25 protein-coding genes are annotated in these 23,587 nt (G+C 58.7%); 13 read left to right on the top strand and 12 right to left on the bottom strand.

Annotated elements, in window-relative coordinates:
- Positions 1-36: 36 nt before the first annotated feature.
- From cysG to GV827_RS06560, 6 genes are all read left to right on the top strand, one after another.
- Entirely contained in the window at positions 37-1,431 is a 1,395-nt protein-coding gene (gene cysG, locus GV827_RS06585) for a siroheme synthase CysG (RefSeq protein WP_164352997.1), read from the top strand.
- Complete coding sequence (locus GV827_RS06580; RefSeq protein WP_164352996.1) at positions 1,431-1,730, top strand: DUF2849 domain-containing protein; 300 nt, start codon at positions 1,431-1,433, stop codon at positions 1,728-1,730. Before cysG ends, GV827_RS06580 begins: the two co-directional genes overlap by 1 nt.
- A complete protein-coding gene (locus GV827_RS06575; protein WP_164352995.1) occupies positions 1,730-3,394 on the top strand; it encodes a nitrite/sulfite reductase in 1,665 nt (554 codons plus the stop codon). Before GV827_RS06580 ends, GV827_RS06575 begins: the two co-directional genes overlap by 1 nt.
- Positions 3,384-4,178, top strand: a complete 795-nt coding sequence (locus GV827_RS06570) for a phosphoadenylyl-sulfate reductase (protein WP_164352994.1) — start codon at positions 3,384-3,386, stop codon at positions 4,176-4,178. The genes GV827_RS06575 and GV827_RS06570 overlap by 11 nt, the downstream gene beginning before the upstream one ends.
- The gene (locus GV827_RS06565; protein WP_164352993.1) at positions 4,175-4,588 is read left to right on the top strand and encodes a DUF934 domain-containing protein; all 414 of its coding nucleotides are present in this window, start codon (positions 4,175-4,177) and stop codon (positions 4,586-4,588) included. Before GV827_RS06570 ends, GV827_RS06565 begins: the two co-directional genes overlap by 4 nt.
- A 73-nt stretch (positions 4,589-4,661) precedes the next feature.
- Positions 4,662-5,510, top strand: a complete 849-nt coding sequence (locus tag GV827_RS06560; protein ID WP_164352992.1) for a ferredoxin--NADP reductase — start codon at positions 4,662-4,664, stop codon at positions 5,508-5,510.
- A gap of 72 nt (positions 5,511-5,582) precedes the next feature.
- On the opposite strand, the gene GV827_RS06555 is transcribed toward GV827_RS06560, so the two are convergent.
- Positions 5,583-6,581: a hypothetical protein gene (locus GV827_RS06555; RefSeq protein ID WP_164352991.1), complete on the bottom strand. Its 999-nt coding sequence runs from the start codon at positions 6,579-6,581 to the stop codon at positions 5,583-5,585.
- Positions 6,582-6,760: 179 nt separating this feature from the next.
- Here GV827_RS06555 and infC point away from each other — a divergent pair, with 179 nt between their 5' ends.
- The gene (gene infC / locus GV827_RS06550; RefSeq protein WP_164352990.1) at positions 6,761-7,333 is read left to right on the top strand and encodes a translation initiation factor IF-3; all 573 of its coding nucleotides are present in this window, start codon (positions 6,761-6,763) and stop codon (positions 7,331-7,333) included.
- A 72-nt stretch (positions 7,334-7,405) separates the two neighbouring features.
- On the opposite strand, the gene GV827_RS06545 is transcribed toward infC, so the two are convergent.
- The 7 genes from GV827_RS06545 to GV827_RS06515 form a co-directional block, all read right to left on the bottom strand.
- The gene (locus tag GV827_RS06545) at positions 7,406-9,061 is read right to left on the bottom strand and encodes an OmpA family protein (RefSeq protein WP_164352989.1); all 1,656 of its coding nucleotides are present in this window, start codon (positions 9,059-9,061) and stop codon (positions 7,406-7,408) included.
- A gap of 155 nt (positions 9,062-9,216) precedes the next feature.
- Positions 9,217-10,008 (bottom strand): FAD binding domain-containing protein, encoded by a 792-nt coding sequence (locus GV827_RS06540; protein ID WP_164352988.1) that lies wholly within the window; start codon positions 10,006-10,008, stop codon positions 9,217-9,219.
- 102 nt (positions 10,009-10,110) lie between these two features.
- Positions 10,111-12,474 (bottom strand): xanthine dehydrogenase family protein molybdopterin-binding subunit, encoded by a 2,364-nt coding sequence (locus GV827_RS06535; protein ID WP_164352987.1) that lies wholly within the window; start codon positions 12,472-12,474, stop codon positions 10,111-10,113.
- A gap of 102 nt (positions 12,475-12,576) precedes the next feature.
- On the bottom strand, positions 12,577-13,062 hold the full coding sequence (locus GV827_RS06530) for a (2Fe-2S)-binding protein (protein WP_164352986.1): 486 nt from the start codon (positions 13,060-13,062) through the stop codon (positions 12,577-12,579).
- 145 nt (positions 13,063-13,207) lie between these two features.
- Positions 13,208-14,050: a GNAT family N-acetyltransferase gene (locus GV827_RS06525; protein ID WP_164352985.1), complete on the bottom strand. Its 843-nt coding sequence runs from the start codon at positions 14,048-14,050 to the stop codon at positions 13,208-13,210.
- A 2-nt stretch (positions 14,051-14,052) separates the two neighbouring features.
- A complete protein-coding gene (locus tag GV827_RS06520; RefSeq protein ID WP_164352984.1) occupies positions 14,053-15,051 on the bottom strand; it encodes a molybdopterin-binding protein in 999 nt (332 codons plus the stop codon).
- Positions 15,048-16,016 (bottom strand): XdhC family protein, encoded by a 969-nt coding sequence (locus tag GV827_RS06515; protein ID WP_164352983.1) that lies wholly within the window; start codon positions 16,014-16,016, stop codon positions 15,048-15,050. The genes GV827_RS06520 and GV827_RS06515 overlap by 4 nt, the downstream gene beginning before the upstream one ends.
- 360 nt (positions 16,017-16,376) lie before the next feature.
- On the opposite strand from GV827_RS06515, the gene GV827_RS06510 reads away from it, so the two are divergent.
- The 4 genes from GV827_RS06510 (at position 16,377) to GV827_RS06495 (ending at position 18,125) form a co-directional block, all read left to right on the top strand.
- Positions 16,377-16,613 (top strand): BolA/IbaG family iron-sulfur metabolism protein, encoded by a 237-nt coding sequence (locus tag GV827_RS06510; protein ID WP_164352982.1) that lies wholly within the window; start codon positions 16,377-16,379, stop codon positions 16,611-16,613.
- Positions 16,614-16,617: 4 nt separating this feature from the next.
- Positions 16,618-16,959 carry a hypothetical protein gene (locus GV827_RS06505; protein WP_235930263.1) on the top strand — a complete coding sequence of 114 codons (342 nt, stop codon included), beginning with the start codon at positions 16,618-16,620 and terminating at the stop codon, positions 16,957-16,959.
- On the top strand, positions 16,956-17,318 hold the full coding sequence (grxD, locus tag GV827_RS06500; protein WP_164352981.1) for a Grx4 family monothiol glutaredoxin: 363 nt from the start codon (positions 16,956-16,958) through the stop codon (positions 17,316-17,318). Before GV827_RS06505 ends, grxD begins: the two co-directional genes overlap by 4 nt.
- A 105-nt stretch (positions 17,319-17,423) precedes the next feature.
- Positions 17,424-18,125, top strand: a complete 702-nt coding sequence (locus tag GV827_RS06495; protein WP_164352980.1) for a hypothetical protein — start codon at positions 17,424-17,426, stop codon at positions 18,123-18,125.
- Positions 18,126-18,160: 35 nt separating this feature from the next.
- Here the strand turns inward: GV827_RS06495 and GV827_RS06490 are convergent, their stop codons facing one another.
- The 3 genes from GV827_RS06490 to GV827_RS06480 form a co-directional block, all read right to left on the bottom strand.
- Positions 18,161-18,484: a tyrosine-protein phosphatase gene (locus tag GV827_RS06490; protein ID WP_164352979.1), complete on the bottom strand. Its 324-nt coding sequence runs from the start codon at positions 18,482-18,484 to the stop codon at positions 18,161-18,163.
- Between the two features lie 380 nt (positions 18,485-18,864).
- Positions 18,865-19,254: a cell division protein ZapA gene (locus GV827_RS06485; RefSeq protein ID WP_164352978.1), complete on the bottom strand. Its 390-nt coding sequence runs from the start codon at positions 19,252-19,254 to the stop codon at positions 18,865-18,867.
- Complete coding sequence (locus GV827_RS06480; protein ID WP_164352977.1) at positions 19,254-19,748, bottom strand: hypothetical protein; 495 nt, start codon at positions 19,746-19,748, stop codon at positions 19,254-19,256. Before GV827_RS06480 ends, GV827_RS06485 begins: the two co-directional genes overlap by 1 nt.
- A gap of 268 nt (positions 19,749-20,016) precedes the next feature.
- On the opposite strand from GV827_RS06480, the gene tkt reads away from it, so the two are divergent.
- Both tkt and GV827_RS06470 read left to right on the top strand, forming a co-directional pair.
- Positions 20,017-22,032 carry a transketolase gene (tkt, locus tag GV827_RS06475; RefSeq protein WP_164352976.1) on the top strand — a complete coding sequence of 672 codons (2,016 nt, stop codon included), beginning with the start codon at positions 20,017-20,019 and terminating at the stop codon, positions 22,030-22,032.
- Between the two features lie 256 nt (positions 22,033-22,288).
- Positions 22,289-22,456: a hypothetical protein gene (locus tag GV827_RS06470; protein WP_164352975.1), complete on the top strand. Its 168-nt coding sequence runs from the start codon at positions 22,289-22,291 to the stop codon at positions 22,454-22,456.
- Between the two features lie 54 nt (positions 22,457-22,510).
- Here the strand turns inward: GV827_RS06470 and GV827_RS06465 are convergent, their stop codons facing one another.
- Positions 22,511-23,494, bottom strand: coding sequence for a DUF808 domain-containing protein (locus tag GV827_RS06465; protein WP_164352974.1), 984 nt, complete (start codon positions 23,492-23,494; stop codon positions 22,511-22,513).
- Between the last annotated feature and the right edge of the window lie 93 nt (positions 23,495-23,587).

Below are 23,587 nucleotides of genomic sequence, written 5' to 3'. Positions count from 1 at the left end.
CAATCCCATCAGTTACCAAACGTGCAGGCTTATCCGATGGATCACTTTCCCATTTTCCTTGCCACCAAAGACCAACATATCGTCCTGTCCGGCGGCGGCGACGCAGCACTTGCCAAGCTGCGCCTTCTGTTAAAGACAGCCGCTCGCATCTCTGTCTTCTCGGCCTTTCCCGCACCAGAGATTGAAGCTTGGGCCGCGCAGGGCAAGCTGCGCCTGCAACGTCGGCCCCTGTCCCATGGCGACACGCTCTGTGCGACCCTGTTCTATGCGGCCGACGAAGATCCGGCCGAAGATGCTCGTACAGCGGCCATCGCCCGCGCAGAAGGGGCACTGGTCAACATTGTGGACAACCTCGAAGACAGCGCGTTCATCACGCCTGCCATCGTAGACCGCGATCCCGTAACTGTGGCCATCGGCACCGAAGGCGCCGCGCCCGTCCTCGCACGGGCCATCAAGGCGGACCTCGAAGAGCGCCTGCCCACCTCACTTGGCACCCTTGCACGGATCGGAAAGTCTTTCCGCAAGATGGCCGATGCCCTGCCCTTTGGCCGTGCGCGGCGGGATTTCTGGCGTGCCTACTATTTCGATACCGGACCCAAGGCGATGCTTGAAGGCGAAGACCACCTCGCGCCGGCGCTGGAAGGTTTGCTGCGCCAGCATCTGCACAAGATATCCCGCCCCGGCCATGTCGCCTTTGTCGGTGGCGGCCCCGGTGATCCGGAACTGCTGACCCTCAAGGCCCGGCGCGCGCTGGATGAAGCGGACGTGGTGATCTACGACCGGCTCATCTCGCCGGAAATCCTCGAACTTGCGCGCCGCGAAGCCTTGATGATTGACGTTGGCAAGGAAGGGTTCGGTCCCTCCACAGATCAGGACGATATCAACGCGCTGCTTGTACAGCACGCGCTGGACGGGGCACAGATCGTTCGGCTGAAATCCGGTGACGCGACGGTCTTTGGCCGTCTTGACGAAGAAATCGACGCAATCAGTCTGCATGGTATCGACTGGCATATCGTACCGGGCATCACCTCCGCTTCCGCTGCCGTCGCGGCGATCGGACAAAGCCTGACGCGCCGGGGCCGCAACGCGTCTGTCCGCTTCCTGACCGGTCACGATATGAAAGGTTTTGCCGATCATGATTGGGCTGCGCTTGCCCGAACAGGTGAGGTCGCCGCGATTTACATGGGCAAGAGGTCAGCGCGTTTTGTCCAAGGCCGGCTGATCATGCACGGCGCGGACCGCATGACCCCCGTGACCGTGATCGAGAACGCGTCGAGACCCAATCAACGGGTGCTTCAAACCACATTGAACCACATGGCAAAGGATATCGAACAGGCAGACATGTCTGGCCCTGCGCTGACTTTCTACGGTCTTGCGCCGCGTGCTGCAGCCCTTGCCGCGAACACCCTGCAACTTGAGGAGATGGCCTGATGCCCAGCAAACCCTTCACACCAAAGGTAATCACCGCCAATGCCCTGTTGGAAGGCGATGTTGTCTATCTCACCGGAGACAATTGGACACGCGATCTGAGCAAGGCCGAAATTCTCACCGATGAGGCCGATGCCGATCTCCGCCTGATCGAGGCTTCGGCGCAGTCAGACAAAGTCGTCGGTGTGTATCTCGCCGATGTCACTGTTAATGGATCCGTCCCCGTCCCGGTCCACTTTCGCGAAGATTTCCGCGCGAAAGGACCGTCAAACTACGCACACGGCAAGCAGGAGCAATTCTGATGTATCACTACACTGACTTCGACGCGGCCTTTCTGAAAGAGCGCAACGCACAATTCCGCGCACAGGTCGAACGCAGGATTGACGGATCACTGACCGAGGACGAGTTCAAGCCGCTGCGCCTGATGAACGGTCTGTATCTGCAACTTCATGCCTACATGCTGCGCGTGGCCATTCCCTACGGCACCCTGAACAGTCGCCAGATGAACCAGCTCGCCCTGATCGCCGAGCGGTGGGACAAGGGGTATGGTCATTTCACCACGCGTCAGAATATTCAGTTCAACTGGCCGCAATTGCGCGATGTGCCTGACATGCTCGACGCGCTGGCCGAGGTGGACATGCATGCCATCCAAACCTCGGGCAATACGATCAGGAACGTGACCGCCGACCATTTCGCCGGTGCCGCCGCTGACGAGGTCACGGACCCCCGGCCAATCGCTGAACTGATCCGCCAATGGTCCACCGACCATCCAGAGTTCCAGTTCCTGCCGCGCAAGTTCAAGGTAGCCGTGACAGGGGCCGAAGCGGACCGCGCCGTGATCAAGGCCCATGACATCGGCCTGCGCGCCGTGAAGCGCGAGGACCGGATCGGGTTCGAGGTCATTGTAGGTGGAGGCCTTGGGCGCACGCCGATGATCGGCAAGGTGCTTTTTGATTTCGTGTCGCAAGAGGACCTGCTGCCCACGCTTGAGGCGATTGTCAGCGTTTACAACCTGCTGGGTCGCCGCGACAACAAGCACAAGGCCCGGATCAAGATTACCGTGCATGAAAACGGCATTGAGGATATCCGCGCCCGCGTGGATGAACGCTATGCCCTGATCCGTCCCCAGTTCACTGGTGTTGATCAAACGCTGCTGGCCCGGATCAAGGCGAATTTTGCGGCCCCGCAGTTCCTGAAGGGGGACAGCGCCCCCTACCACAGCGCCTACAAACACGATCCGCTATTCCGCAGCTGGGCTGATACCAACCTGACCCCTCACCGGAATCCCGATTACGCCATCGTGACAATCTCTCTCAAGGCACATGGCAAGACACCGGGCGATGCCACCGCACGCCAGATGCGGCTCATGGCCGGGCTCGCCCAACGCTATGGCCACGACGAACTGCGCATCAGTCACGAACAAAACGTCATCCTGCCGCATGTGCACAAGGGTGATTTGCCTTCGATCTATTATGCGCTCAAGGCCGAAGGGCTCGGAACGGCAAATATCGGTCTGATCTCGGACATCATCGCCTGCCCTGGTATGGATTACTGCGCTTTGGCCACCGCGCGCTCCATTCCGATTGCGCGGGAGATCGCGACGCGTTTTGATGAATTGAATCTGGAGCATGACATCGGTCCGCTCAAGATCAAGATATCCGGCTGCATCAATGCCTGCGGGCACCATCATGTGGGTCATATCGGCATCCTCGGCCTCGACCGCGCAGGCGTTGAGAACTATCAGATCACCCTGGGGGGAGACGGGACAGAGCAGGCCGCCATCGGGGAACGGGCCGGGCCCGGTTTTTCGGCAACGGAGATTATTCCTGCCGTTGAACGGCTGGTGATGGCGTATCTCGATCTGCGCACGGTCCCCGAGGAGACTTTCCTCCAGACGTACAGGCGCATCGGCATGGCCCCTTTCAAAGCCGCCTTGTACCCGGAAGAACAAGCCAATGCCGCATAACGCACCGCCTTCGCTTGTGCCTCACGAAACGACTTCAGCGGCCGGGAATACTTCTCCTGGGGCCCTGACCGCCCGCGCCGCGCGTTTGAACGTCCAGATGCGGCACCACGCTGCTCAGGACGTGATCCGCAGCGCGGTGGAGGCGATCCCGCGCCTAGCGCTTGTCTCAAGCTTCGGCGCGGAGTCAGTGGCGTTGCTGCATCTTGCGTCCCGCGTGAAAAAGGATCTGCCGATCCTCTTCATCGATACCGAAATGCTGTTCGCGGAAACTCGGACCTACCAACGCGACGTTGCGGTGAAGTTTGGGTTGACCCATATCACGGTCGTCCGGGCCACGGAAATCTCCCAATATGATCCGGATGGCAGGCTGCACAGTACAGATCCTGACGCCTGCTGCACGCTGCGCAAAACCGTACCGCTGCAAAGCGCACTGCAGAAATTCGATGGCTGGATCACGGGCCGCAAGCGTTTTCAGTCGGGCCAGCGCGCAACGCTGCCGCATTTCGAAGCCGAAGCGCATAGCGATGGCGGTCCTGCACGGATCAAGATCAACCCTCTTGCATATTGGTCAGCGCAGGACGTTCAGGACTACATCGAAGAAAACAATCTGCCCCGCCATCCGCTTGTCGCGCGTGGCTATCCATCCATCGGCTGCGCGCCTTGCACCAGTGCTGTCCATCCCGGAGAGGACCCCCGCGCCGGCCGTTGGCGCAATCAATCCAAAAACGAATGCGGCATCCACTTTGTCGATGGCAAGGTGATCCGCCAAGGAGCAAGCACATGACACAACTGATCAACGATACCGGCTATGTGAGCGACGACTGGACCCACGGTTATTGCGCCGCCGGAGCGGCCAATGACTGCCGCGCTCTCGACCTGTCCCCAGACACACAACCCGGCGATGTGGAACTGAGTGAAACGCTGGAAATGATCAGGATTGACTTTCCCTCTGCTGCTGATGGACGCGGCTTTACCATCGCACGCGCCTTACGGCTGCGGGGGTATTCGGGGCGTTTGCGTGCACATGGGCACCTGATTGCCGATCAATACGCCATGGCACGCCGCGCAGGCTTTGACGAGGTCGAAGTGCCTGACGAGATTGCCGCCCGCCAGCCCCAAGACCAATGGCTGTACCGGGCTGACTGGCAGTCGCATGATTATCAGTCGATATTGCGCGGACAGCCTGCGGCGTAACCGCCGATTGCGCCGAACTCTCCCATCCCCTAACAGTGAGGGTGCAAGGGCCAACCTTGCGCATCTTTTTACTATGACAAAGCAGACTCCCGTGAACGAAGCCGCCGCCAAGCCCGTCCCGACCCTTCCAGACGCACAAACCGTCACTTCGGTGAAACATTGGACAGACAGGCTATTCTCTTTCCGGGTAACCCGGCCAGCTACGCTGCGTTTCCGCTCAGGTGAATTCGTGATGATCGGTCTTATGGGCGATCCCGACCCCAAGACGGGCAAGCAAAAACCATTGCTTCGCGCGTATTCCATCGCGTCGCCCTCATGGGATGATGAGCTTGAGTTCTATTCAATCAAGGTACAGGATGGCCCGCTGACCTCAAAGCTGCAACATATCCAGCCTGGCGATCAGATCATTCTGCGTCCCAAGCCTGTAGGCACGCTTGTCCATGACGCGCTGCTGCCGGGCAAGCGCATCTGGTTTTTCGCCACTGGTACAGGCTTTGCGCCCTTCGCATCGCTTCTGCGGGACCCGGAGACATACGAGAAGTTCGAAGAAGTCATTATCACCCACACATGCCGCGACGTGGCAGAGTTGGAGTATGGACGACAGTTGATTGAAGACCTGAAGTCCGACGAGATGATGCAGGAACTGATCGGCGCGGACCATCTGGCTAAAATCCGTTACTATCCCACAACCACGCGTGAAGAGAGCCCCAAGATGGGCCGGATCACGACGTTGCTGCAAGATGGAACCGTATTCAAAGACCTTGGCATCGACGGTATCTCGGCTCAGACAGACCGCGGCATGGTTTGCGGCAGCCTTGGTTTCAACAAGGATATCATGGCCATCCTCGAAGACTTCGGGCTTGAAGAAGGGGCGAACTCTGACCCCAAGCATTTCGTTGTTGAAAAGGCATTCGTAGGCTGATCCAGCCCTCAATAACACCAAAAGGCCGCGCCCGGAGTACCCTACGCGGCCTTTTTGCGGCAATTCCCTCGATTAAAGGTTCAACGCTTCGCGCAACCGCGTCAGGATTTCCCTGAGCGCATCAGGATTGTCCTGCGCAGCCTTCAGCGCCTGTGTGAGCGTCGTCTTCTGCATCGCACCAAGGTCTGAGTTTTCGATCATCTCGCTGACCTTATCCATATCGAAGCCGTCAACAGTCAGAAGCTCTTCCATCATTGAGGGCGACGTAGCATCTACCGTACCTTCGGTGGCCTCTGCCGTCGCATCGGCAGTCTGATCTATTGCTTCCGCTGCAGTATCGGTCGCTGCTTCAGCTGCATCAGTTGCTGTCTCAGCAATGGTTTCGACCACGGTTTCAGTCGCCTCTGCGGTATCTGCAGCAGCCTCTGCCGCAGTGTCCGTTGCCGCATCAGCCGCTTCGGCTGTTGCATCAACAGCGTCGGTTGCTGTGTCGGTCACGGCTTCAGTTGCTTGTTCTGCTGTCTCTGCGGCCTCAGCGGCTGCTTCTTCGGAGGCCTCAACAGCCTCGGTCGCAGTGCCCGTCACGGCTTCAGTAGCTTCACTGACCGCTTCAGAAGCAGCCTCGGCTGTCTCGCTCGCTGTCTCTGAAACGGCTGCAACCGCATCGCTTGCGGCATCTGCTGCGGATTCTGCCGCATCATTGGCTGTCTCCGTCGCGGTATCGACGACATTCTGAGCCGCCTCACCTGCATCCGCCGCAGCCTCTGCGGCGGCATCCACGACTTCCTCGGTGACCTCGGTCACAGCTTCACCTGCGTCCTGGGCTGCCTCGGTCACCGCAGTTGCTGCATCGCTGGCCGCTTCCTGTGCGGCCTCGACAGCTTCGCTGACAGTTTCTTCAACCGCTTGAACCGCATCCCCCGCAGCCTCACTGGCCGCCTCCAGCGCTTCAGGCGCATTCACCGCTTCAGATGCGTCTGTTGCAATCTCTGTCGGCGACTTGCCGGAGTACAGCATGTATCCGCCGACCGCGATAATCGCCGCAACGATGATCCAAACCAGATTTTTCATTCGTCTTTCCCCATTTTTTAAGGGCCTCGCAAGTCATGTGACGCGGGCTCCGTTCATAGATCAAATGCGCAGCCCCCCCCAAAGGTTCAAGGGGAATATAAATAAAGTGACGTCCCTTAGGCGGAATTTAGCGGCTTGAAGAAGGTTCTTGCCGCGAGTACCTTACGCACTCGAATAGTGTGAACAATCAAAGGACGACCACCATCGCTCGCAGACCCCATAACGCGCCGCCCCAAAGAGACACCGGCCCGCGCGTCAATGACAACATCCGCTCCCCTGAAATCCGCCTGATTGGTGCCGACGGCGAAAACGTCGGCGTAGTCACCCCTGCCCGTGCCATGGACATGGCCGAGGAAGCGGGTCTTGATCTGGTTGAGATTTCGCCAAATGCCAATCCACCCGTCTGCAAGATCATGGATTTCGGCAAGTTCAAATACGAGACGCAAAAGCGCGAAGCCGAAGCCCGCAAGAAGCAAAAGATCATTGAGATCAAAGAGGTCAAGTTCCGTCCAAATACGGATACGAACGACTATGACGTCAAGATGCGCAATGTTTTCAAGTTCTTGGAAAATGGCGACAAGGTAAAGATCACCCTGCGCTTCCGTGGCCGCGAGATGGCGCACCAGAATTTGGGCCGTGAACTGCTTGAGCGTGTGGCCGAGGACACCAAGGAACACGGTCGGGTCGAGAACTTTCCAAAGATGGAAGGTCGTCAGATGGTGATGCTGATCGGGCCACTGCCAAACAAGTAACGTTCCGACGACTAGGATCAGATATGCAAAAGCCCCCGCAGTTGCGGGGGCTTTCTGTTTGTCATGTGTTGCTTAGCGCAGCAACGATGTGATGTTACGCACCACTGCACGACGATTGGCAGGTTCGGCCTCCAGTGTCGGTACTTTAAGCGCTGCCTCGCCGTATCCTTGCGTGATCATGTTTTCCGGTGGCACGTCAAAATATTCGGTCAATGCGAGCGCGACCGTCTCTGCCCGGCGATCTGACAACGCAAGGTTATAGGTCGCATCCCCAACAGCATCCGTGTGGCCTTCGACAAGGATCACAGTTCGTGGATCACGTGCGATCAACTCGCTCAGCGTGCGACCGATATTTGCAAGACTGCGTGCCTGTTCAGGCTGGATCGCTGCCGATCCGGTCGCAAACCGCACCGCATCAAGTTCCAGTTCGGGCGCAAGCGCTCGCACTTGTTTGATCTCGCGCACCTGACGCAAAGAGAACCGCCCCTGCTGCTGCGCATTCAGCTCCGCCTGCAGGGCGGCGCGCAGGGCGTCCTCATCCGTGGTGCTGACGCGTGTCGTATTCTGTTGCACCTGCGGCAGTTCGTTGACGACGACCTGCTCTTCCTGCTGCAAATCGTCAAAGAGGACGTATTCGTTGCCCTGCGCATCAATGCTGACACGGCGCAAGACTGTGCCGTCACGGCCACGAATGGTGACGATGCGGGATCCATCTGGCTTGGTCACGATATTGCGCGAAGACCCATCATCAAAGGTCTCAGTGCGCACTTCGTCGCCTGGTCGGCGGATCAGCGCATCGTCATCCTTCAGCACGCGCAGATCACCGTTGGGGTCCTCTACGACAACCCTGTCACCTGATCGGCTTACAACTTTGTCGCCGTTCTTGAGAATAGATCCGACAACTACGGCACCCAAACCCAGCAACAAGGCTTTTTCGAACTTGCTCAATCCATCGTCATCGCCGGAGTTTGCCGCCTGCTGGCCTGTCACACCTGTCTCGAACTCTTCATCCGAGGCGCGCACCTGATCTTCTGTGACTTCTTCTGTGACGACCGCAGCCTCTGCATTGCCTGCTTCGGCAGCAGCCGCCGCAGCCGCCGCAGCGGCCAGCTCTTCTTCGCGGGCGGCACGGCGTTCTTCTTCCAGCGCAGCGCGGTCCGCTTCAAGTTGCGCTGCGGCTCCCGCATCTGCCTGAGCCTGCGCTTGGGCCGCAGCCACACGCGCCGCTTCATCAGCGGCAGCCTGTTCGGCCGCTATTCGATCACGCTCGACCTGTTCAGCGGCAGCACGTTCAGCGTCTTGTGCGGCTGCTTGTTCAGCCTCGATACGTGCGGCCTCTTCGGCTGCAGCCTGTTCAGCGTCGATCCGGGCTGCTTCCTCTGCCTGTGCCTGCTCCGCTGCACTGCGCGCAGCTTCTTCGGCCTGTGCCTGTTCCGCAGCAATCCTTGCGGCCTCGGTTTCTTCTTGCGCAGAAGGTGCGATAATGCGCTCACCGTCCTGTTCAGTTGTCGTCGTCTGCGTATCTTCGGAGGTCACGCCCCTGTTTTCGATCAGAGTTGCCAATTCCTCCGGCTGCCGGAAAACCTCGCGCTCTACCACGCAGGGAAAAAGCAATTGGCTGCCGTCCAGTTGACAGTCTGGAAAATCGGCCTGCGCGGTCACGTGTGTGGGCATCGCCAACGCGAGGCTCATGCTTAGCGCGGTCGTTGACTTGATCAGCCTATTCATCGTGTTGTTCCTTGAATGACGTCCGGCAATCGCCCGGACAGCGTCATAGACACAACTGATCTGTGTCAGACCCGTTCCGTTATTCAATATCAAGAGCAAAAAACCGCGCCCCTTTTCAGGAGCGCGGCCTTGTCATCAGATATCTTTAGGGCGCGTTAGCCGATCGCAGCGACCGCTCGTTTGGTCATCACACCGCACAGATGTGCGCGATAGGCACCGGTCCCATGCAGATCGCTGATCATATTGGAACCATCAAGGCTGAGACCCGCCACCGCATCGGGAGAGAAGTTCGACGAAAGCGCCTGCTCCGCTTCAGCCCAGCGGAATACGCCATCGTTTGACGCCCCCGTGATTGCCACGCGTACACCGTCAGAGAACTTTGCGACAAAGGCCGCGACCAGCGGGAAGCGGGATGCGGGCTGCAAGATCTTTTCGTAATGCGCCGCTGTGGGCACTGGGAACTTCACTTCGGTGACGATCTCGCCCTCCTCCAAAGCTGTCTCGAACATGCCCTGGAAGTAGTCGTCCGCCGCGATTTCGCGATTGTTGGTCACGATTGTGGCACCACTGCCAAGCGCACCAGCAGGGTAGCATGCAGAAGGGTCATTGTTGGCAATCGATCCGCCAATGGTGCCACGGTTGCGCACCGCAGGGTCACCAATCCGAGCGGCCAGAGATGCCAGCGCCGGATAATGGGCCTCTGCCTCGCGCGCCACTGTGGCGTGCGTGGTTGCACCGCCAATGCACACGCGGCCCTCGTCATCAAGGCATACGCCCTTCATCTCGTCGATCCCGGTGAGCGACACCAGAACCGAAGGCGCCGCCAGCCGGGCTTTCAGCGTCGGGATCAGGGTCTGACCACCGCTCATGGGTTGCGCTTCTTCCCGCCCCATGGCCTTGACCGCATCCTGAATCGTGCTGGGTCGTTCCACATCGAAATTATACATCGTCTTTCCTTTCAGAGACCCGGACCGGGGATACCCTCCCGCCTGTCCGTCACCCTTTCAAAAATCCTCGGCTCCGGGAAGCACCCGGAGCCCTGTTTCACATCAACCGTTCATCGCGGCCCAGACACGCGCCGGGGACACGGGCATGTCGATATGCGCCACGTCCTTGCCGCCTGACCGCATTGCGTCGATCACCGCGTTGACCACCGCCGGGGGTGAGCCAATGGCCCCCGCCTCGCCGCAGCCTTTCACGCCCAATGGGTTGTGCGTGCAAGGTGTCTGGCAGGAATGGTCGACGTCATAGAACGGCAGGTCCGCAGCCCGTGGCATGGCGTAGTCCATGTAGGACGCGCTGAGCAGCTGACCGTCGCTGTCATAGACACAGTTCTCAAGCAATGCCTGCCCGATGCCCTGCGCCAGACCACCATGAACCTGACCGGTTACGATCATCGGATTGATGATGTTGCCAAAGTCATCTGCAGCCGAGAAGCGCTCAATCGTCACCTGACCTGTTTCGGGGTCCAGCTCGACTTCGCAAGCGTATGCCCCCGATGGATAGGTGAAGTTCGACGGATCATAGAACGCGGTTTCTTCCAGACCCGGCTCAATATCCTCAAGCGGATAGTTGTGCGGCACATAGGCGGCCAAGGTCACGTCGCCCCAAGCCACGGACTTGTCAGTCCCTGCAACGCTGAACGCACCGTCCTTCAACTCGATATCGCCTTCGGAGGCTTCGAGCAGGTGCGAGGCGATCTTCTTGGCCTTGGCGATGATCTTTTCGGTCGCGCGCACCATGGCCGATCCGCCCACCGCAATGGAGCGGGAGCCATAGGTGCCCATGCCCATCGGCGTTCTGGCCGTATCGCCGTGAACGATCTCGATCATGTTCTCGTCGATGCCGATCATCTCGGCCACAACCTGCGCAAAGGACGTCTCGTGCCCCTGTCCGTGACTGTGAGAGCCGGTCATGACAACCAGACCGCCAGTTGCGTTCACTCGAACCGTTGCAGATTCATACAGACCAGCGCGTGCGCCCAGCTGCCCCACAAGGTTCGATGGCGCGATGCCACAGGCCTCAATGTAGCAGTTCACGCCAAAGCCGCGCAGTTTGCCCTTGGCCTCGCTCTCTTTGCGGCGCGCCGCAAAACCAGCGATGTCCGCCATCTCTTCAAGCTTGTCCATCGTCGCGACGTAGTCACCGGTATCGTATTCCACCGCCACAGGCGTGGCGTAGGGGAATTCAGTGATGAAGTTCTGACGGCGCAGGGCAATCGGATCGACGCCAAGCTCGTGCGCTGCTTTGTCCACCAGACGCTCAAGTTGGTATGTCGCCTCAGGGCGACCAGCCCCGCGATAGGCATCCACTGGCACCGTGTTGGTAAAGACCGCCTTCACGTTCACGTAGATCAGGGGCGTTTTGTAGTTACCCGCCATCAACGTGCCGTGCAGCCAGGTCGGCACGGAAGGTGCGAATGTCGACAGATACGCACCCATGTTCGCGTAGGTATCCGTGCGCAGCGCGGTAAAGTTGTTGTCCGCATCCAACGCCAGCTCGATCTTGGTCACGTGATCGCGGCCATGGGCATCCGACATGAAAGCTTCGGACCGGGTGGATGTCCACTTGACCGGACGATTGCAGGCCTTGGCCGCAAAGGTACAGAACGCTTCTTCCTGATAGTGGAAGATCTTGGTGCCGAAACCGCCGCCCACGTCAGGGGCCACGACCCGCAGCTTGTGCTCTGGAATGCCCAGCACGAAGGCGCCCATCAACAGGCGGATCACATGCGGGTTCTGCGAGGTGGTATAAAGCGTATGCTCCCCGCCCGAACGGGAATAGTCGCCCACCGCCACGCGCGGTTCCATCGGGTTTGCGATCAGACGATTGTTGGTCAGCTCAAGCGTGGTGACATGCGCTGCATTATTGAAGGCTTCGTCTACGGCGCCTTTGTTTTCCTCGACAAAACCCCAGTCATAACAAAGGTTTGACGTCAGATCGTCGTGGACCTTGGGCGCGCCGTCCTTAACGGCTTCTTTCATGTCGACGACTGCGGGCAGTTCGTCGATGTCGAGCACGATGGCTTCTGCCGCATCGCGGGCCTGCTCGTAAGTCTCGGCCACAACCGCAGCAATCGGCTCACCCACATGGCGTACCTTGCCCTGTGCCAGCACCGGATGTCCCGGTTCCTGCATGGGTTGACCGTGCTTGTCGGTCACCTGCCAGCCACATGGCATCCCGCCCACGGCCTCAAAGTCCTTGCCGGTGAAAATCTGCACCACACCCGGCATGCCTTCGGCGGCCGATGTGTCCACCGACTTCAATGTGCCATGCGCGATGTCCGAACGCAGAAAATGCACATAGGCCTGTCCGCGCAGGTTTATGTCATCCGTGTAATTTCCGTTGCCGGTCAAAAACCGGACGTCTTCGCGCCGCTTGCTGCTGGCACCAATTCCGCCATCTTTTGGCATGTTATTTCCTCCCTGGGTGGGGCTTGCAGTTGGCACGCCCTCGAATGATTACCTGTTTCGTCCCGCACGGCAGGCGTAAGGAACGTTCTTTCTTAGGTATTCTTATTCAGCCGCGATGGCGCTGACGTCCTGACCCGATGCTGCCATGATCGCTTTCACGATGTTGTGGTAGCCGGTGCAGCGGCAAATGTTGCCGTCCAGATAGTGACGCACATCCGCCTCGGTCGGCTTTGGGTTTTCCTTCAAAAGCGCTGCGGCCGACATCACCATGCCAGGCGTGCAGAACCCGCACTGAAGTCCGTGATGATCCTGAAACGCCTGCTGGATCACGTTGAGAGAGCCGTCAGCGTTTGCCTGCCCCTCGATCGTCGCCACTTCCGCGCCATCGGCCTCAACCGCCAGCATTGTGCAAGCCTTAACAGCTTCGCCGTTCACATGGACCACGCAAGCGCCGCACTGGCTGGTGTCGCAGCCGATGTGTGTGCCCGTCAGCCCAAGATCGTCTCGTAGAAACTGCGCCAGCAGTGTGCGGCCCTCGACGTCACCCGACGCATCCTTGCCGTTCACGGTCATTTTGACCTGTGTCATATCTTCCTCCCTGAGTGTTCTTGTTTGGGGGGAGTTAAGCACGGGTCAGCCCAGTTGAGAACCGAAAAAATGATTGTTTTCAAGATAAGGCAGGGCAATGCAGTATATTGCACCCTGCACTGCGGATCGAGCGGAGCATTTCCGCTTAAAGCCGACAAGCCAACTCCCGTTGGCCGACCATGGGTTCCGCGCCAAGAGCTGTCATGAAAGCTGCGAACCCCGCATCACTTGCATCCGCGTTCAGCACGCGCAAAGGCTTCCCATCCAGTACAGGAAACAGTCCCTCAATCATAGCGCGGCCCACACCAGCGCGTCGCCGGTCAGGCCGCACCGCGATTTGTGCAATCGCTCCGGTAGCACGCAACAACACGGCATAGCCCGCAAGCCCGTCGGCATCCCTGACCCCCAGGCAATAAATCCCGTCTTCGACACGCTCCATGGCCGCATCGTTGTTCTGCCATGTTGGTGACCAGTCTCGGCATGCTGGGGTCTCATCCATGATACTGCGCCATGACACAGGACCTACTGCCAGCTGTCCGCGGAAAGATGCAGCCACCCCGGACAAGTCAAAACAGGCAAGCTCCCGTTCCACTTCCATACCAAGACTGCGATACAGCGCGAAAGCAGCCTCATTTCCATCCATCACCTCGGTCTGGAATCTTCGGACGCGCCCGTCACGCAAACAACGCAGCGCCGTCTCTGCCAGCCGGCGCGCGATACCTTGCCCCCGAAAATCAGGATCGGTGCCGCTGGCAATCAGATATCCTGTGCCACCGTCCACCGAAACCAGCCAGACCGCAATGACCCGATCTTCAGAAAGCGCCACCCAAGACATCTCTTTTTTCAGTCCCCGCTGACCCATCATAAAAGCGAACGCCTGTTCATCTGGCTGCATCGCCGCTGCGTAGCCCGAGAACCCGGCGATCATCCCCAGCCTTAACTGCGCCTCGCTTACCTCGCTGGCCCGAACAATCTGCAGCTCTGCCATACTCACTCGGATCCACGCCCCCGGCGCGGTTGCGGCCGTGTAGGTATCTCTTTCAAAAGGCCGCCCACACCCATACCCGCAATATCCGCCGAACTGACGGGCACGCCGCAAATCACCCTGCTCAATACCCAGTCCGCGCCATTCAAAGCCGGCGCCCGGGCGCATCCCGGCAGGCCGATCACCGGCCTGCCTGCCAGCTCTCCGATGAACAAAAGGTTGCCCGGATCAACAGGCATCCCAAACCGCGCCACTGTGCCGCCAGCCGCGCGCACGGCATTCGGTGCGACATCATGAGGGTCTGAGGTCGCAGACCCGGTCAGGACCATGATCAGCTCATCTGGTGCCTGGAGTATCGCATCCCGCAGGGCGATTTCTTCGTGTGGCACCATCTCGATCCCGCTCAGCTCAACGTTTAAAGCCTTGAGCCTATCTGAAATCGCCTTGGCCCCCTTGTCCCCGACACCACCCGGAATTTCCGTGATGATCAGCTTTGCCGACGCAATTTGCGGGCGACGATATTCAATTGCGCCGTTCCCTGCGGCTGCAATCGCGCGATCAAGATCGGAGCGCGCAACAGCGTAAGAGATGATCTTGATCGTGGCGACCATCCCGCCTTTGGCCATCTGCTGCCAAGGCGGCACTGTCGCGATGGTAATCATCGGGTCTACCGAGTTCACGGCTTCCAGGGCCGCCACATCAAGTGCCACTACACCGGGTCCCTTGGCCAGTAGATTAACCCGACCGGTGAACGGCACCGTCACCTGCAACCCATCTGCCCCGCCCAAGACTGCTTTGGCCAGCGCCTGCGCTGCATCATCCTCGCCAACATCAGCTGCTTCCAGCCGGGCGACAATGACCTGCCTGACACCGACATCCGCCAGCGCCGCCACATCCCCCGCATTCAGAACCCGCCCCTTGCGCAGACGTCCCTTCTTAAGGCCCACCGAATGCGCCAGAACCGCGCCTTCCGCGTCTTTCAGATCAACAGGACCAAACCTCATCCCTGCCTCAACCTCTGAATCATTTGGGCCAAAATCGACACCGCAATCTCTGATGGCCCCGCCGCCCCGATGTTCAGCCCGACAGGACCGTGTATGCGCGCAATCTCTGTATCCGGGAACCCGGCCTCCTTCAGCCGCGCCACCCGACTGGCATGGGTCCGCGTGCTGCCAAGCGCACCGATGTAGAAACACTCGGATCGCAACGCTACGTGCAAGGCCGGATCATCCAGCTTGGGATCATGGGTCAACAAGACAAGCGCCGTGCGCGCGTCCACGCCGATCTCTGCCAGTGCGTCATCGGGCCAGTCATTGACAACCCGCGTGCCGGGAAAACGCAATTGTGATCCGAAAGCCTCGCGCGGGTCGACCACAACCGGATCAAACCCAACATCGCGGGCCATTCCGACAAGATGTTGCGCGATATGCACGCCCCCTACCACGATCAATCGTAAAGGCGGGTTGTGTATTGCGACAAAGGTCGCCCCATCCTCGCTCAACCCTGACCGGTCCATTCGAAACCGTGCCTCATGCCCTTCGCGCATCAGCCTGCGCGCAGCGCCGTCCAGGGCCACCTCATATGCAACCGGCTGGCGCGCGGCACGTGCCGCGCCCAGTTGACGCAACATTTCCACCGGCATGCCCTTGTCGCCCACCGGTTCCACCAAAATGCGGATGTTGCCTCCACAGGCCAGCCCGACAGCGAATGCGTCACCATCACTCACGCCGTATTCAAGTACCCGCGTGCCGCCCTCCTGCAACACCTCCAACGCCTCGACCACTACGGCGCCCTCGACACAACCGCCCGAGACCGAGCCTTCCATTTCTCCCTGGTCGGAAATCACCATCTGCGCACCTACGCGCCTCGGGGCAGACCCCCATGTCTCTATCACTGTGGCCAGGGCGACAGATTTCCCGGCCTCTACCCAGGCCAGCGCCTGCTCTGGTGCGGTTTCCTGATGCTGCATGTCGTCCTCCCTTATCTCCCTCTGGTCCGGAGCCGCCGTCGCGCGGGCCAGTCGCGCCAGAGAGGTGGCCGGGGTTCAAGATAAATCGCCGAGGGGCCCCTTCAGGGGAGGCGGCGATTTCTCTTTAACCCCGGACAGCGCTCTGGCACGGCAGGACCTCGTGATGGCGGCTGCGGACCTTCTGGGACGGTGGGCCTGAAGCGCCCCTTCAACAAATAATGTAATGCGCGGCTTGCCCGCGCTCAATCAGATAACACCGCGGATGAAAGCCCGGACAAAAGAATGCGTCAAGCTCGCTTGCACAGCGACCTCCCCCCGACTACATCTTAGCCAGATATCGACCACGCCGGAGCGACCTACATGCCCATGCAAGCCCACGAGTTAGAAGAACTGATCCGCGCCGCCTTTCCAGACGCCGAAATCACCGTTCAGGGTGAGGATGGCGTGCATATGGCCGCCATGGTGATTGATCCTTCTTTCAAGGGGATGAACCGCGTTCAGCAGCAGCGCGCGGTCTACGCCGCCCTGAAGGGCAAGATGGACGGCCCCAACGGCGAACTACATGCGCTGGCGCTGACCACCAAGGCGCCGGGCTGAACGGATGTGGGTCTATCTCCTTATCGCGGTTCTGTTGGGTGTCGGCGTGACAGCCTATGCGCAGTACCGTGCTCAGCAGGGCACTTACCGCCCTCTTGCCTCGCGTCAGCCAGAACGCCGCGTGCGCGATGTGCCGCTGGGAATGGAGGGGCTGGACCTTGAAGAAGTCAGCCGTGCTAACCGCCGCAACGAAAGCCTTGAGCGCGGACAGACAAACTGGCTCAGCAAGTCCGGCTTTTTCGGTCGTGCCGATACCGATGTGGCACCGCTGGCGGATGATGAAACCTATGCCGCGCGTTACTACGACGCGTTTCAAAAAGACAAATCGAAGGACCCGAAAAAATGAGCGATGCAGCAAACCGGATCAAGGACACCATCACTTCAAGCGACGTGGTGCTTTTCATGAAAGGCACCAAGGAAATGCCACAGTGCGGCTTTTCCTCCCGCGTTGCCGGGGTCCTGAATTACATGGGAGTCGAATATTCCGATGTGAACGTACTGGCGGACGAGGACATCCGTCAGGGCATCAAGGACTTCTCTGACTGGCCCACCATTCCTCAGCTCTACGTCAAAGGCGAATTTGTTGGCGGTTGCGACATCATCACCGAGATGACGCTGTCGGGTGAGCTGGACAGCATGTTCGACGAAAATGGCGTGACCTACGACAAAGATGCTGCCGAAAAAATTCGTGAAGCCAACGGCTGATTGACCTTAATCGCCCGCAAAAACAGCTGCGTGAATGACAGCTCACAACTTGCATTCCCAAGGTAAAAAAGTACCGTTCCGTGATTTCAAACGGAACGGTTTTTCATGCCCGCGATCTACAATTACTTTACCTCGGCAGAGGTTTTCGTACACATCGCAACGATTTGTTACGTACTGGGCCTGTTGACCAGAAAAGAATTGATTCTGCGCATATTTCTGCTGTTGGGGACAACGTTCTACATCCTCTACTATTTCTATATTACCCAGTCGCCACTTTGGGACGCCATCGCGGCAAGCGTGTTGATTGGCGCGGCCAACATCGTAGTGATCTGGCGGATTATTCGCGAACGCTCTACCGTCGGCATGTCCGAGGAAATGCTATCGCTCTACCGCTCTTTCCCGAATTTCAATCCAGGACAGTTCCGTAAGATGATGCAATTGGCTCGGATCGTAAGGAATTGCGACGAATCCCTCTTGCTTGATGAGGGGGTTGCACCGGGAAAGCTGTTCTTGACCATCTCGCCGGGTTTCAACGTGATCCGGGGCACCCAGCACGCAGAACTCGATCCAGGCACCTTTCTTGGTGAGATTTCGTTTCTTCTGGGCGGCGGCGCGACAGCCACGGTCGTGGCGCGACAGGGCAGCGACTATGTTGTCTGGAATACCGATGCGCTTGAAAAAATGATGGAAAAATCACCGGCAATGGCCAATGCGATCACGGTCCTTTTGAACAAGGACATCGCCCGCAAACTGGCAGTCAGCTTTCCCACCCGCGCGACCTCAATGTTGCCAAGCAACGTGACCTGAGCCGGTTGCCCCAGCACCTTCTATAAGACTGACGTCTAGCTGTCGGGAAATACCAGCCAAGATTCAATACGTTCCCATGTCACGTCCATCGCCCAAGCACTGCTGATCCACGGAAGACTGATGTGCCCATAGGCAAGTGACAAATGCCACTCTGCCTCGTCCTCGTCCCGGCCTTCGATGCCGGCGACATATCGTGCGGACGCAATCCCGGTTCTGTCTGAACCAGCCTTGCAGTGGATCAGCAATGGCTTGGGGGCCTTGCGCATTTCGTCAAGCAGCGCATGAACTTCCTTGTCCGTCAGTTCAGTGCTTGCCGACATGCGGAAATCGACATGTTTAATCACCAACCGATCCGTCACGGCACGTTCCGTTTCGCACCAGTCTTCACCATCGTTCTGCCCAGCAGGTTGAGAACACTGACGCTATCGTGCTCTCGTTTCCATCTTGCCAGTTTCTGACCGTCCATCTGGCCGACAAGAAATACCTGTCCGGCTACCACTTCATAAAATTGCCGCTGAGTTGGAGGTACGCCAGTTTAGCAAAGATGATTGCAGTCAGGACAAGCATCCCCGCGACAAGGATTTTCGCAATTCTTGACATGCCTGCCCAGTTTCCAGCCGGTTACTTTGCTCTAGACCTCAAACCAAAAAAAAACGAGCGTTTTGATGTCACAACAAGGCGGTCCGGCAGAAGCGACCTATTTGTTTGGTCATAAAGGTTGAGCGCATGGTGAAGCGCCCTACCCGGCCTTCTCCTCGACTGCCGCTGCCAAAGCCTCGGCCTGTGCGGCAAGTTCCGCCAGCGTATCGCTCACCTGTTGCGGTACAATCGGCACTTCGATCCGTTCGGGCTCGACCGTGGCGTTACGCAGACCCGCTAATTCGGCCTCGCGTTCGGCAAGCTCTGCGCGTACCTCCGCAATGCGATCCTCGACACTTGCCGTCTTGTCAGCCAAGAGCAGGCCAGCCATCAGCAGCATGCGGGCTTCGGGCATTCGACCCACCTGATCGCTCAGCACCTGCGCCTCGTCATCAAGCATCTTGGCCGCGGCGTGCAGGTACGCCTCTTCTCCGTCCTGACAGGCCACTTCAAATTGACGACCTCCAATGGTGATCCGTACCTCTGGCATCAGGCGTTCTCCTCTTTGCTTGCAGGGGCATCACCCGCGCCGTCCAACAGCGGCGTAAGTGCAGCCAGAATAGCGCTGCTTTCGGCCACATCCGACGCACGTGCGGCGCGCAGTCCATCCAGTTCGGCGAGCATCGCCTTGTTGATCAGGTGCGGATCGCCAACCCCTTCATTATTGGCGTCGCGCAGCGCCGCGCAGGCATCGGTCAATTGTTCGTTGGCCCGGCGCAGACGCTGGAGCTCAATATCAAGCTGCGCCATGCGCGCTTCGCCTTCTTCCAGCTGTGCACGCATTGCAGCCATTTCGTTGTCCGACTTGGTCTTGAGCGCGCGCACGCGTTCGGTCAGCTGGGCATTGGCGGTGCGTTCGTCTTCCAAGGCCTGCATTGTTTCGGGATCGGGTCCGGTCGGCGCCCCCCCGATCTTGTCCAACCCCTGGGCCACACGGTCCATGGCGGTGGTGATGCGACGTTGCAGTTCGTCGATGTTACTCATTGCCCAGATACTCCCCACTAAAACGCGTCATTCTGTCAGCCAGCCCCGGCACAGCACATGCTGCGAATCGCCCAAAGGCTGCTTTTCTCTAATCCTACCCAAAGAAACAAATGAATGCGCCCCCCGTTTGAGATCAGCCACTTGAACGGCAAAGCTGATCCGATGCGTCAGCACGATTTTAGCGCCAAACCGCCTTTGGCTTGAACTTTGCGGGTCTGCTGGTATGCACGGCCCAACTGGCCCTCATTCACGCATAAGGACATCCCCCTTGGATCTGAACGCCCTGCGCACCGCCCACCCTGATCACTGGTCCAAAGCGACCGCCATTCGCGCGCTTACGCTTGATGCAGTGGCCGAAGCGAATTCCGGCCATTCTGGCATGCCCATGGGCATGGCGGATGTCGCTACGGTTCTGTTTGAAAAGCATCTCAAGTTCGATGCGGCAGACCCGCTCTGGCCTGATCGTGACCGGTTCATTCTGTCAGCGGGTCACGGGTCCATGCTGCTGTACTCCATCCTGCATCTTGTAGGTGACGCGCAGTTCCCCATCGAAGAGATCAAGAATTTCCGTCAGATGGGCGCGCGCACTGCGGGCCACCCGGAAAACTTCCTTGCCGACGCCGTCGAGACGACGACAGGTCCATTGGGTCAGGGCATTGCCAATTCTGTTGGCTTTGCCATGGCAGAGGAAATCCAGCGTGCGCACTACGGTGCAAAGGTTGTAGATCATCATACCTACGTTATCGCCGGTGACGGTTGCCTGATGGAAGGTGTAAGCCAGGAAGCGATCACGCTTGCAGGCCGCCACCAGCTTTCCAAGCTGATCGTACTTTGGGACAACAACAACATCACCATCGACGGTCCCGTAACCCTGTCTGACAGCACCGACCAGGTTGCGCGTTTCAAGGCCGCTGGCTGGCACACAATCGAAATCGATGGTCATAATCCAAACGAGATCGACGCCGCGCTGACCGAGGCCCGCAAATCTGATCAGCCGACCATGATCGCCTGCAAAACGCATATCGCGCTTGGCCATGCCGCGCAGGACACGTCAAAAGGTCACGGCGCACTGACGGACGCCGACCAGATGGCAGCTGCCAAAGCCGCCTACGGCTGGACGACCGGCCCGTTTGAGGTGCCCGGCGACGTGAAATCCGCTTGGGAAGAGATCGGCAAGCGTGGCGCGTCAGAACGGGCCGCGTGGGAAGAACGTTTTGACAAGATGCCGCGTTCGAAGCGGGAGACATTCAATCGCGCACTGGCCTTTGAGACGCCGAAGAAACTGAGCGCGACGATCAAGGCGTTCAAGAAGCAAATGAGCGAAGCCGCGCCCAAGCTGGCCACACGCGCCTCATCCGAGAAAGTGCTCGAGGTCCTCAACCCCATCCTGCCCGAAACGGTTGGCGGTTCGGCCGACCTGACCGGGTCCAACAACACCAAGACCGGTGATTTGGGTGTCTTTGACACCGACAACCGGGGGGGCCGCTATGTCTATTGGGGCGTGCGCGAACACGGCATGGCCGCAGCGATGAACGGTATGGCGCTGCATGGCGGGATACGCCCCTACGGTGGTACTTTCATGTGCTTTACTGATTACGCCCGTCCGTCCATGCGCCTTGCCGCGCTGATGAAAATTCCGACGGTTTTCGTTATGACACATGATTCCATCGGTCTGGGGGAAGACGGCCCGACGCACCAACCGGTTGAGCACCTTGCCATCAGCCGTGCGACCCCGAACACCTATGTATTCCGGCCCGCCGATACGATCGAAACAGCCGAAAGCTGGGAGATCGCCTTTTCGTCCAAGAACACGCCCTCTGTTCTGTCACTGACCCGCCAGGGGCTGCCCACCGTGCGGACAGAGCATAAGAACACCAACATGGTCGAAAAAGGCGCCTACGTGCTGGCAGACGCTGAGGGAAAACGGCAGGTGATCCTGATCGCCACCGGCTCTGAGGTGAGCGTTGCCTTGGCCGCACGCGACCTTTTGCAGGCCGAAGGCATTGGCGTGCGCGTCGTTTCCATGCCCTGCATGGAGCTTTTTGCCGCACAGGACGAAGCCTATCGCAAGCGGGTGCTGCCCGGTGGCGCGGTGCGCGTCGGCGTTGAGGCTGGCGTGCGCCAAGGCTGGGATCGCTGGCTTTTCGGTGAGCGTGGCAAGTTCGGCAAGGCGGCCTTTGTTGGCATGGACCGTTTCGGTGCCTCTGCCCCGGCGGAAGAGTTGTTTGAGAAGTTTGGAATCACCGCCGAAGGTGTTGCGGCGGCCGCCAAAGACTTGCTCTGAACACAACTCACAGTAATTATTGCTTTGAGCCCCGATCAGCGATGGTTGGAGCTTTTTGCTGGTTTGTGCAAATGGTGAATCGGCAATAAACCGCTTTTCCTCAGCGTGTTACTGCCAGGAAATGACAAGATATTTTTTAAGCTGGCACGTCCGGGAAATAGTAACTTATGGTTGATTTTCACTGAGGTTAACCGGATGTTAGTTCTTCAAGCGCACCTTAGCGTTCGAGGTCTTTCCGCTGAAGAAAGGAAGCTACATGCCCCTTGCCGTTTTGATGGCTGCACTTTGCTCCGGACTGGCTATGGCCGTCGTTTGGCTGTCCTTTGGTGGATCGGGTGCAAGCGCTTTCTTGATCTACGTTCTTGGCGGGCAAGCCGTCGCCGCCGGCATTTTGATGACTACGGCTCTGCGCGATTTGCGCTGACCCGGCGGTCAGTTCCACACCCACGTTCTCACCCGGAAATATTATTCACCGATATCAGGCGTGGCTGCGGGACTTCCGGCTGAAAATGCTCCGCCATAGTGGCGTGATGATCTTCTCACCTATTGGAATCAGGATCAGACCGAGTGCCAAGCCCAGGATGCCGTCCATAACCGCTTTGGAAGCCCATTCGGTAGCCCCTTCCAATGCTGGCGGTACAGCATGTGCCGCGACAACAGACCAGTCGTGGATCAGGTGACCCAAGGTGCCAAAACCCAATTCTTCCAGCCCATGCACAATAATCGATCCGCCGACCCACAACATTGCCGCCGTGCCAACGACTGTCAGCGCCTTCAAGAAACCCGGCATCCCCCGAACCAGCCCACGCCCCAAGGTACGCGTCAGGCCAAGCCGGCCCTTGTTTGCCATCGCCAGTCCCAGATCGTCCATCTTCACGATCAGCGCGACCGCACCATAGACCGCGACAGTAATCATCACCGCCACGGCGGCAAGGGTTGCCGCCTCCATCCAGAAGTTGCTTGGCGGGATCGCAGCCAGAGAGATGGTCATGATCTCCGCAGACAGAATGAAATCAGTCTTGATCGCCCCTTGGGCCTTTTCCTCTTCCAGATGCGCAGGGTCCTCAACGACTTCATCTTTGTGCGGAAAATCCTCGTGACCGTGACCGAAGCCAAATGCATGAGCGACTTTTTCAGCCCCTTCAAAGCACAGGTATGCACCGCCCAGCATCAACAATGGCGCAATCGCCCAAGGTGCGAAATTTGACAACGCAAGTCCGGCAGGCAACAAAAACACCAGCTTGTTGCGGAAGGACCCTTTCGTGATCCGCCAGATCACTGGCAATTCGCGGCTCGCATCGAAACCATGCACGTACTTTGGCGTGACTGCGGCATCGTCAATCACCGCACCAGCAGCTTTGGTCCCGGCCTTGGTCGCTTGACCAATCACGTCATCAATCGAAGACGCGGCCACTTTGGCAATCGCGGCTACGTCATCCAGCAAGGCAATCAAGCCGCTCATGATCTCGTTCCTTTCGTGCTTTCATCAGACTTAGCCTGTTCTGGTGACCGAGCAAATCCCAGATAAACAACCCCTTTATCGCTAACATAAGTA

The organism is Sulfitobacter sediminilitoris (assembly GCF_010667575.1).
Lineage (GTDB): Bacteria > Pseudomonadota > Alphaproteobacteria > Rhodobacterales > Rhodobacteraceae > Sulfitobacter > Sulfitobacter sediminilitoris.
Note: the sequence above shows the minus strand (reverse complement) of the source record. Positions and strands in the feature narration are given on the sequence as shown.

Bases quoted from the DNA above. Each gene is read 5' to 3' on its own strand.
- cysG (WP_164352997.1), top strand. From the start codon at position 37: ATGGATCACTTTCCCATTTTCCTTGCCACCAAAGACCAACATATCGTC.
- GV827_RS06580 (WP_164352996.1), top strand. From the start codon at position 1,431: ATGCCCAGCAAACCCTTCACACCAAAGGTAATCACCGCCAATGCCCTG.
- GV827_RS06575 (WP_164352995.1), top strand. From the start codon at position 1,730: ATGTATCACTACACTGACTTCGACGCGGCCTTTCTGAAAGAGCGCAAC.
- GV827_RS06570 (WP_164352994.1), top strand. From the start codon at position 3,384: ATGCCGCATAACGCACCGCCTTCGCTTGTGCCTCACGAAACGACTTCA.
- GV827_RS06565 (WP_164352993.1), top strand. From the start codon at position 4,175: ATGACACAACTGATCAACGATACCGGCTATGTGAGCGACGACTGGACC.
- GV827_RS06560 (WP_164352992.1), top strand. From the start codon at position 4,662: ATGACAAAGCAGACTCCCGTGAACGAAGCCGCCGCCAAGCCCGTCCCG.
- GV827_RS06555 (WP_164352991.1), bottom strand. From the start codon at position 6,581: ATGAAAAATCTGGTTTGGATCATCGTTGCGGCGATTATCGCGGTCGGC.
- GV827_RS06545 (WP_164352989.1), bottom strand. From the start codon at position 9,061: ATGAATAGGCTGATCAAGTCAACGACCGCGCTAAGCATGAGCCTCGCG.
- GV827_RS06540 (WP_164352988.1), bottom strand. From the start codon at position 10,008: ATGTATAATTTCGATGTGGAACGACCCAGCACGATTCAGGATGCGGTC.
- GV827_RS06535 (WP_164352987.1), bottom strand. From the start codon at position 12,474: ATGCCAAAAGATGGCGGAATTGGTGCCAGCAGCAAGCGGCGCGAAGAC.
- GV827_RS06530 (WP_164352986.1), bottom strand. From the start codon at position 13,062: ATGACACAGGTCAAAATGACCGTGAACGGCAAGGATGCGTCGGGTGAC.
- GV827_RS06525 (WP_164352985.1), bottom strand. From the start codon at position 14,050: ATGGCAGAGCTGCAGATTGTTCGGGCCAGCGAGGTAAGCGAGGCGCAG.
- GV827_RS06520 (WP_164352984.1), bottom strand. From the start codon at position 15,051: ATGAGGTTTGGTCCTGTTGATCTGAAAGACGCGGAAGGCGCGGTTCTG.
- GV827_RS06515 (WP_164352983.1), bottom strand. From the start codon at position 16,016: ATGCAGCATCAGGAAACCGCACCAGAGCAGGCGCTGGCCTGGGTAGAG.
- GV827_RS06510 (WP_164352982.1), top strand. From the start codon at position 16,377: ATGCCCATGCAAGCCCACGAGTTAGAAGAACTGATCCGCGCCGCCTTT.
- GV827_RS06505 (WP_235930263.1), top strand. From the start codon at position 16,618: ATGTGGGTCTATCTCCTTATCGCGGTTCTGTTGGGTGTCGGCGTGACA.
- grxD (WP_164352981.1), top strand. From the start codon at position 16,956: ATGAGCGATGCAGCAAACCGGATCAAGGACACCATCACTTCAAGCGAC.
- GV827_RS06495 (WP_164352980.1), top strand. From the start codon at position 17,424: ATGCCCGCGATCTACAATTACTTTACCTCGGCAGAGGTTTTCGTACAC.
- GV827_RS06485 (WP_164352978.1), bottom strand. From the start codon at position 19,254: ATGCCAGAGGTACGGATCACCATTGGAGGTCGTCAATTTGAAGTGGCC.
- GV827_RS06480 (WP_164352977.1), bottom strand. From the start codon at position 19,748: ATGAGTAACATCGACGAACTGCAACGTCGCATCACCACCGCCATGGAC.
- GV827_RS06470 (WP_164352975.1), top strand. From the start codon at position 22,289: ATGCCCCTTGCCGTTTTGATGGCTGCACTTTGCTCCGGACTGGCTATG.
- GV827_RS06465 (WP_164352974.1), bottom strand. From the start codon at position 23,494: ATGAGCGGCTTGATTGCCTTGCTGGATGACGTAGCCGCGATTGCCAAA.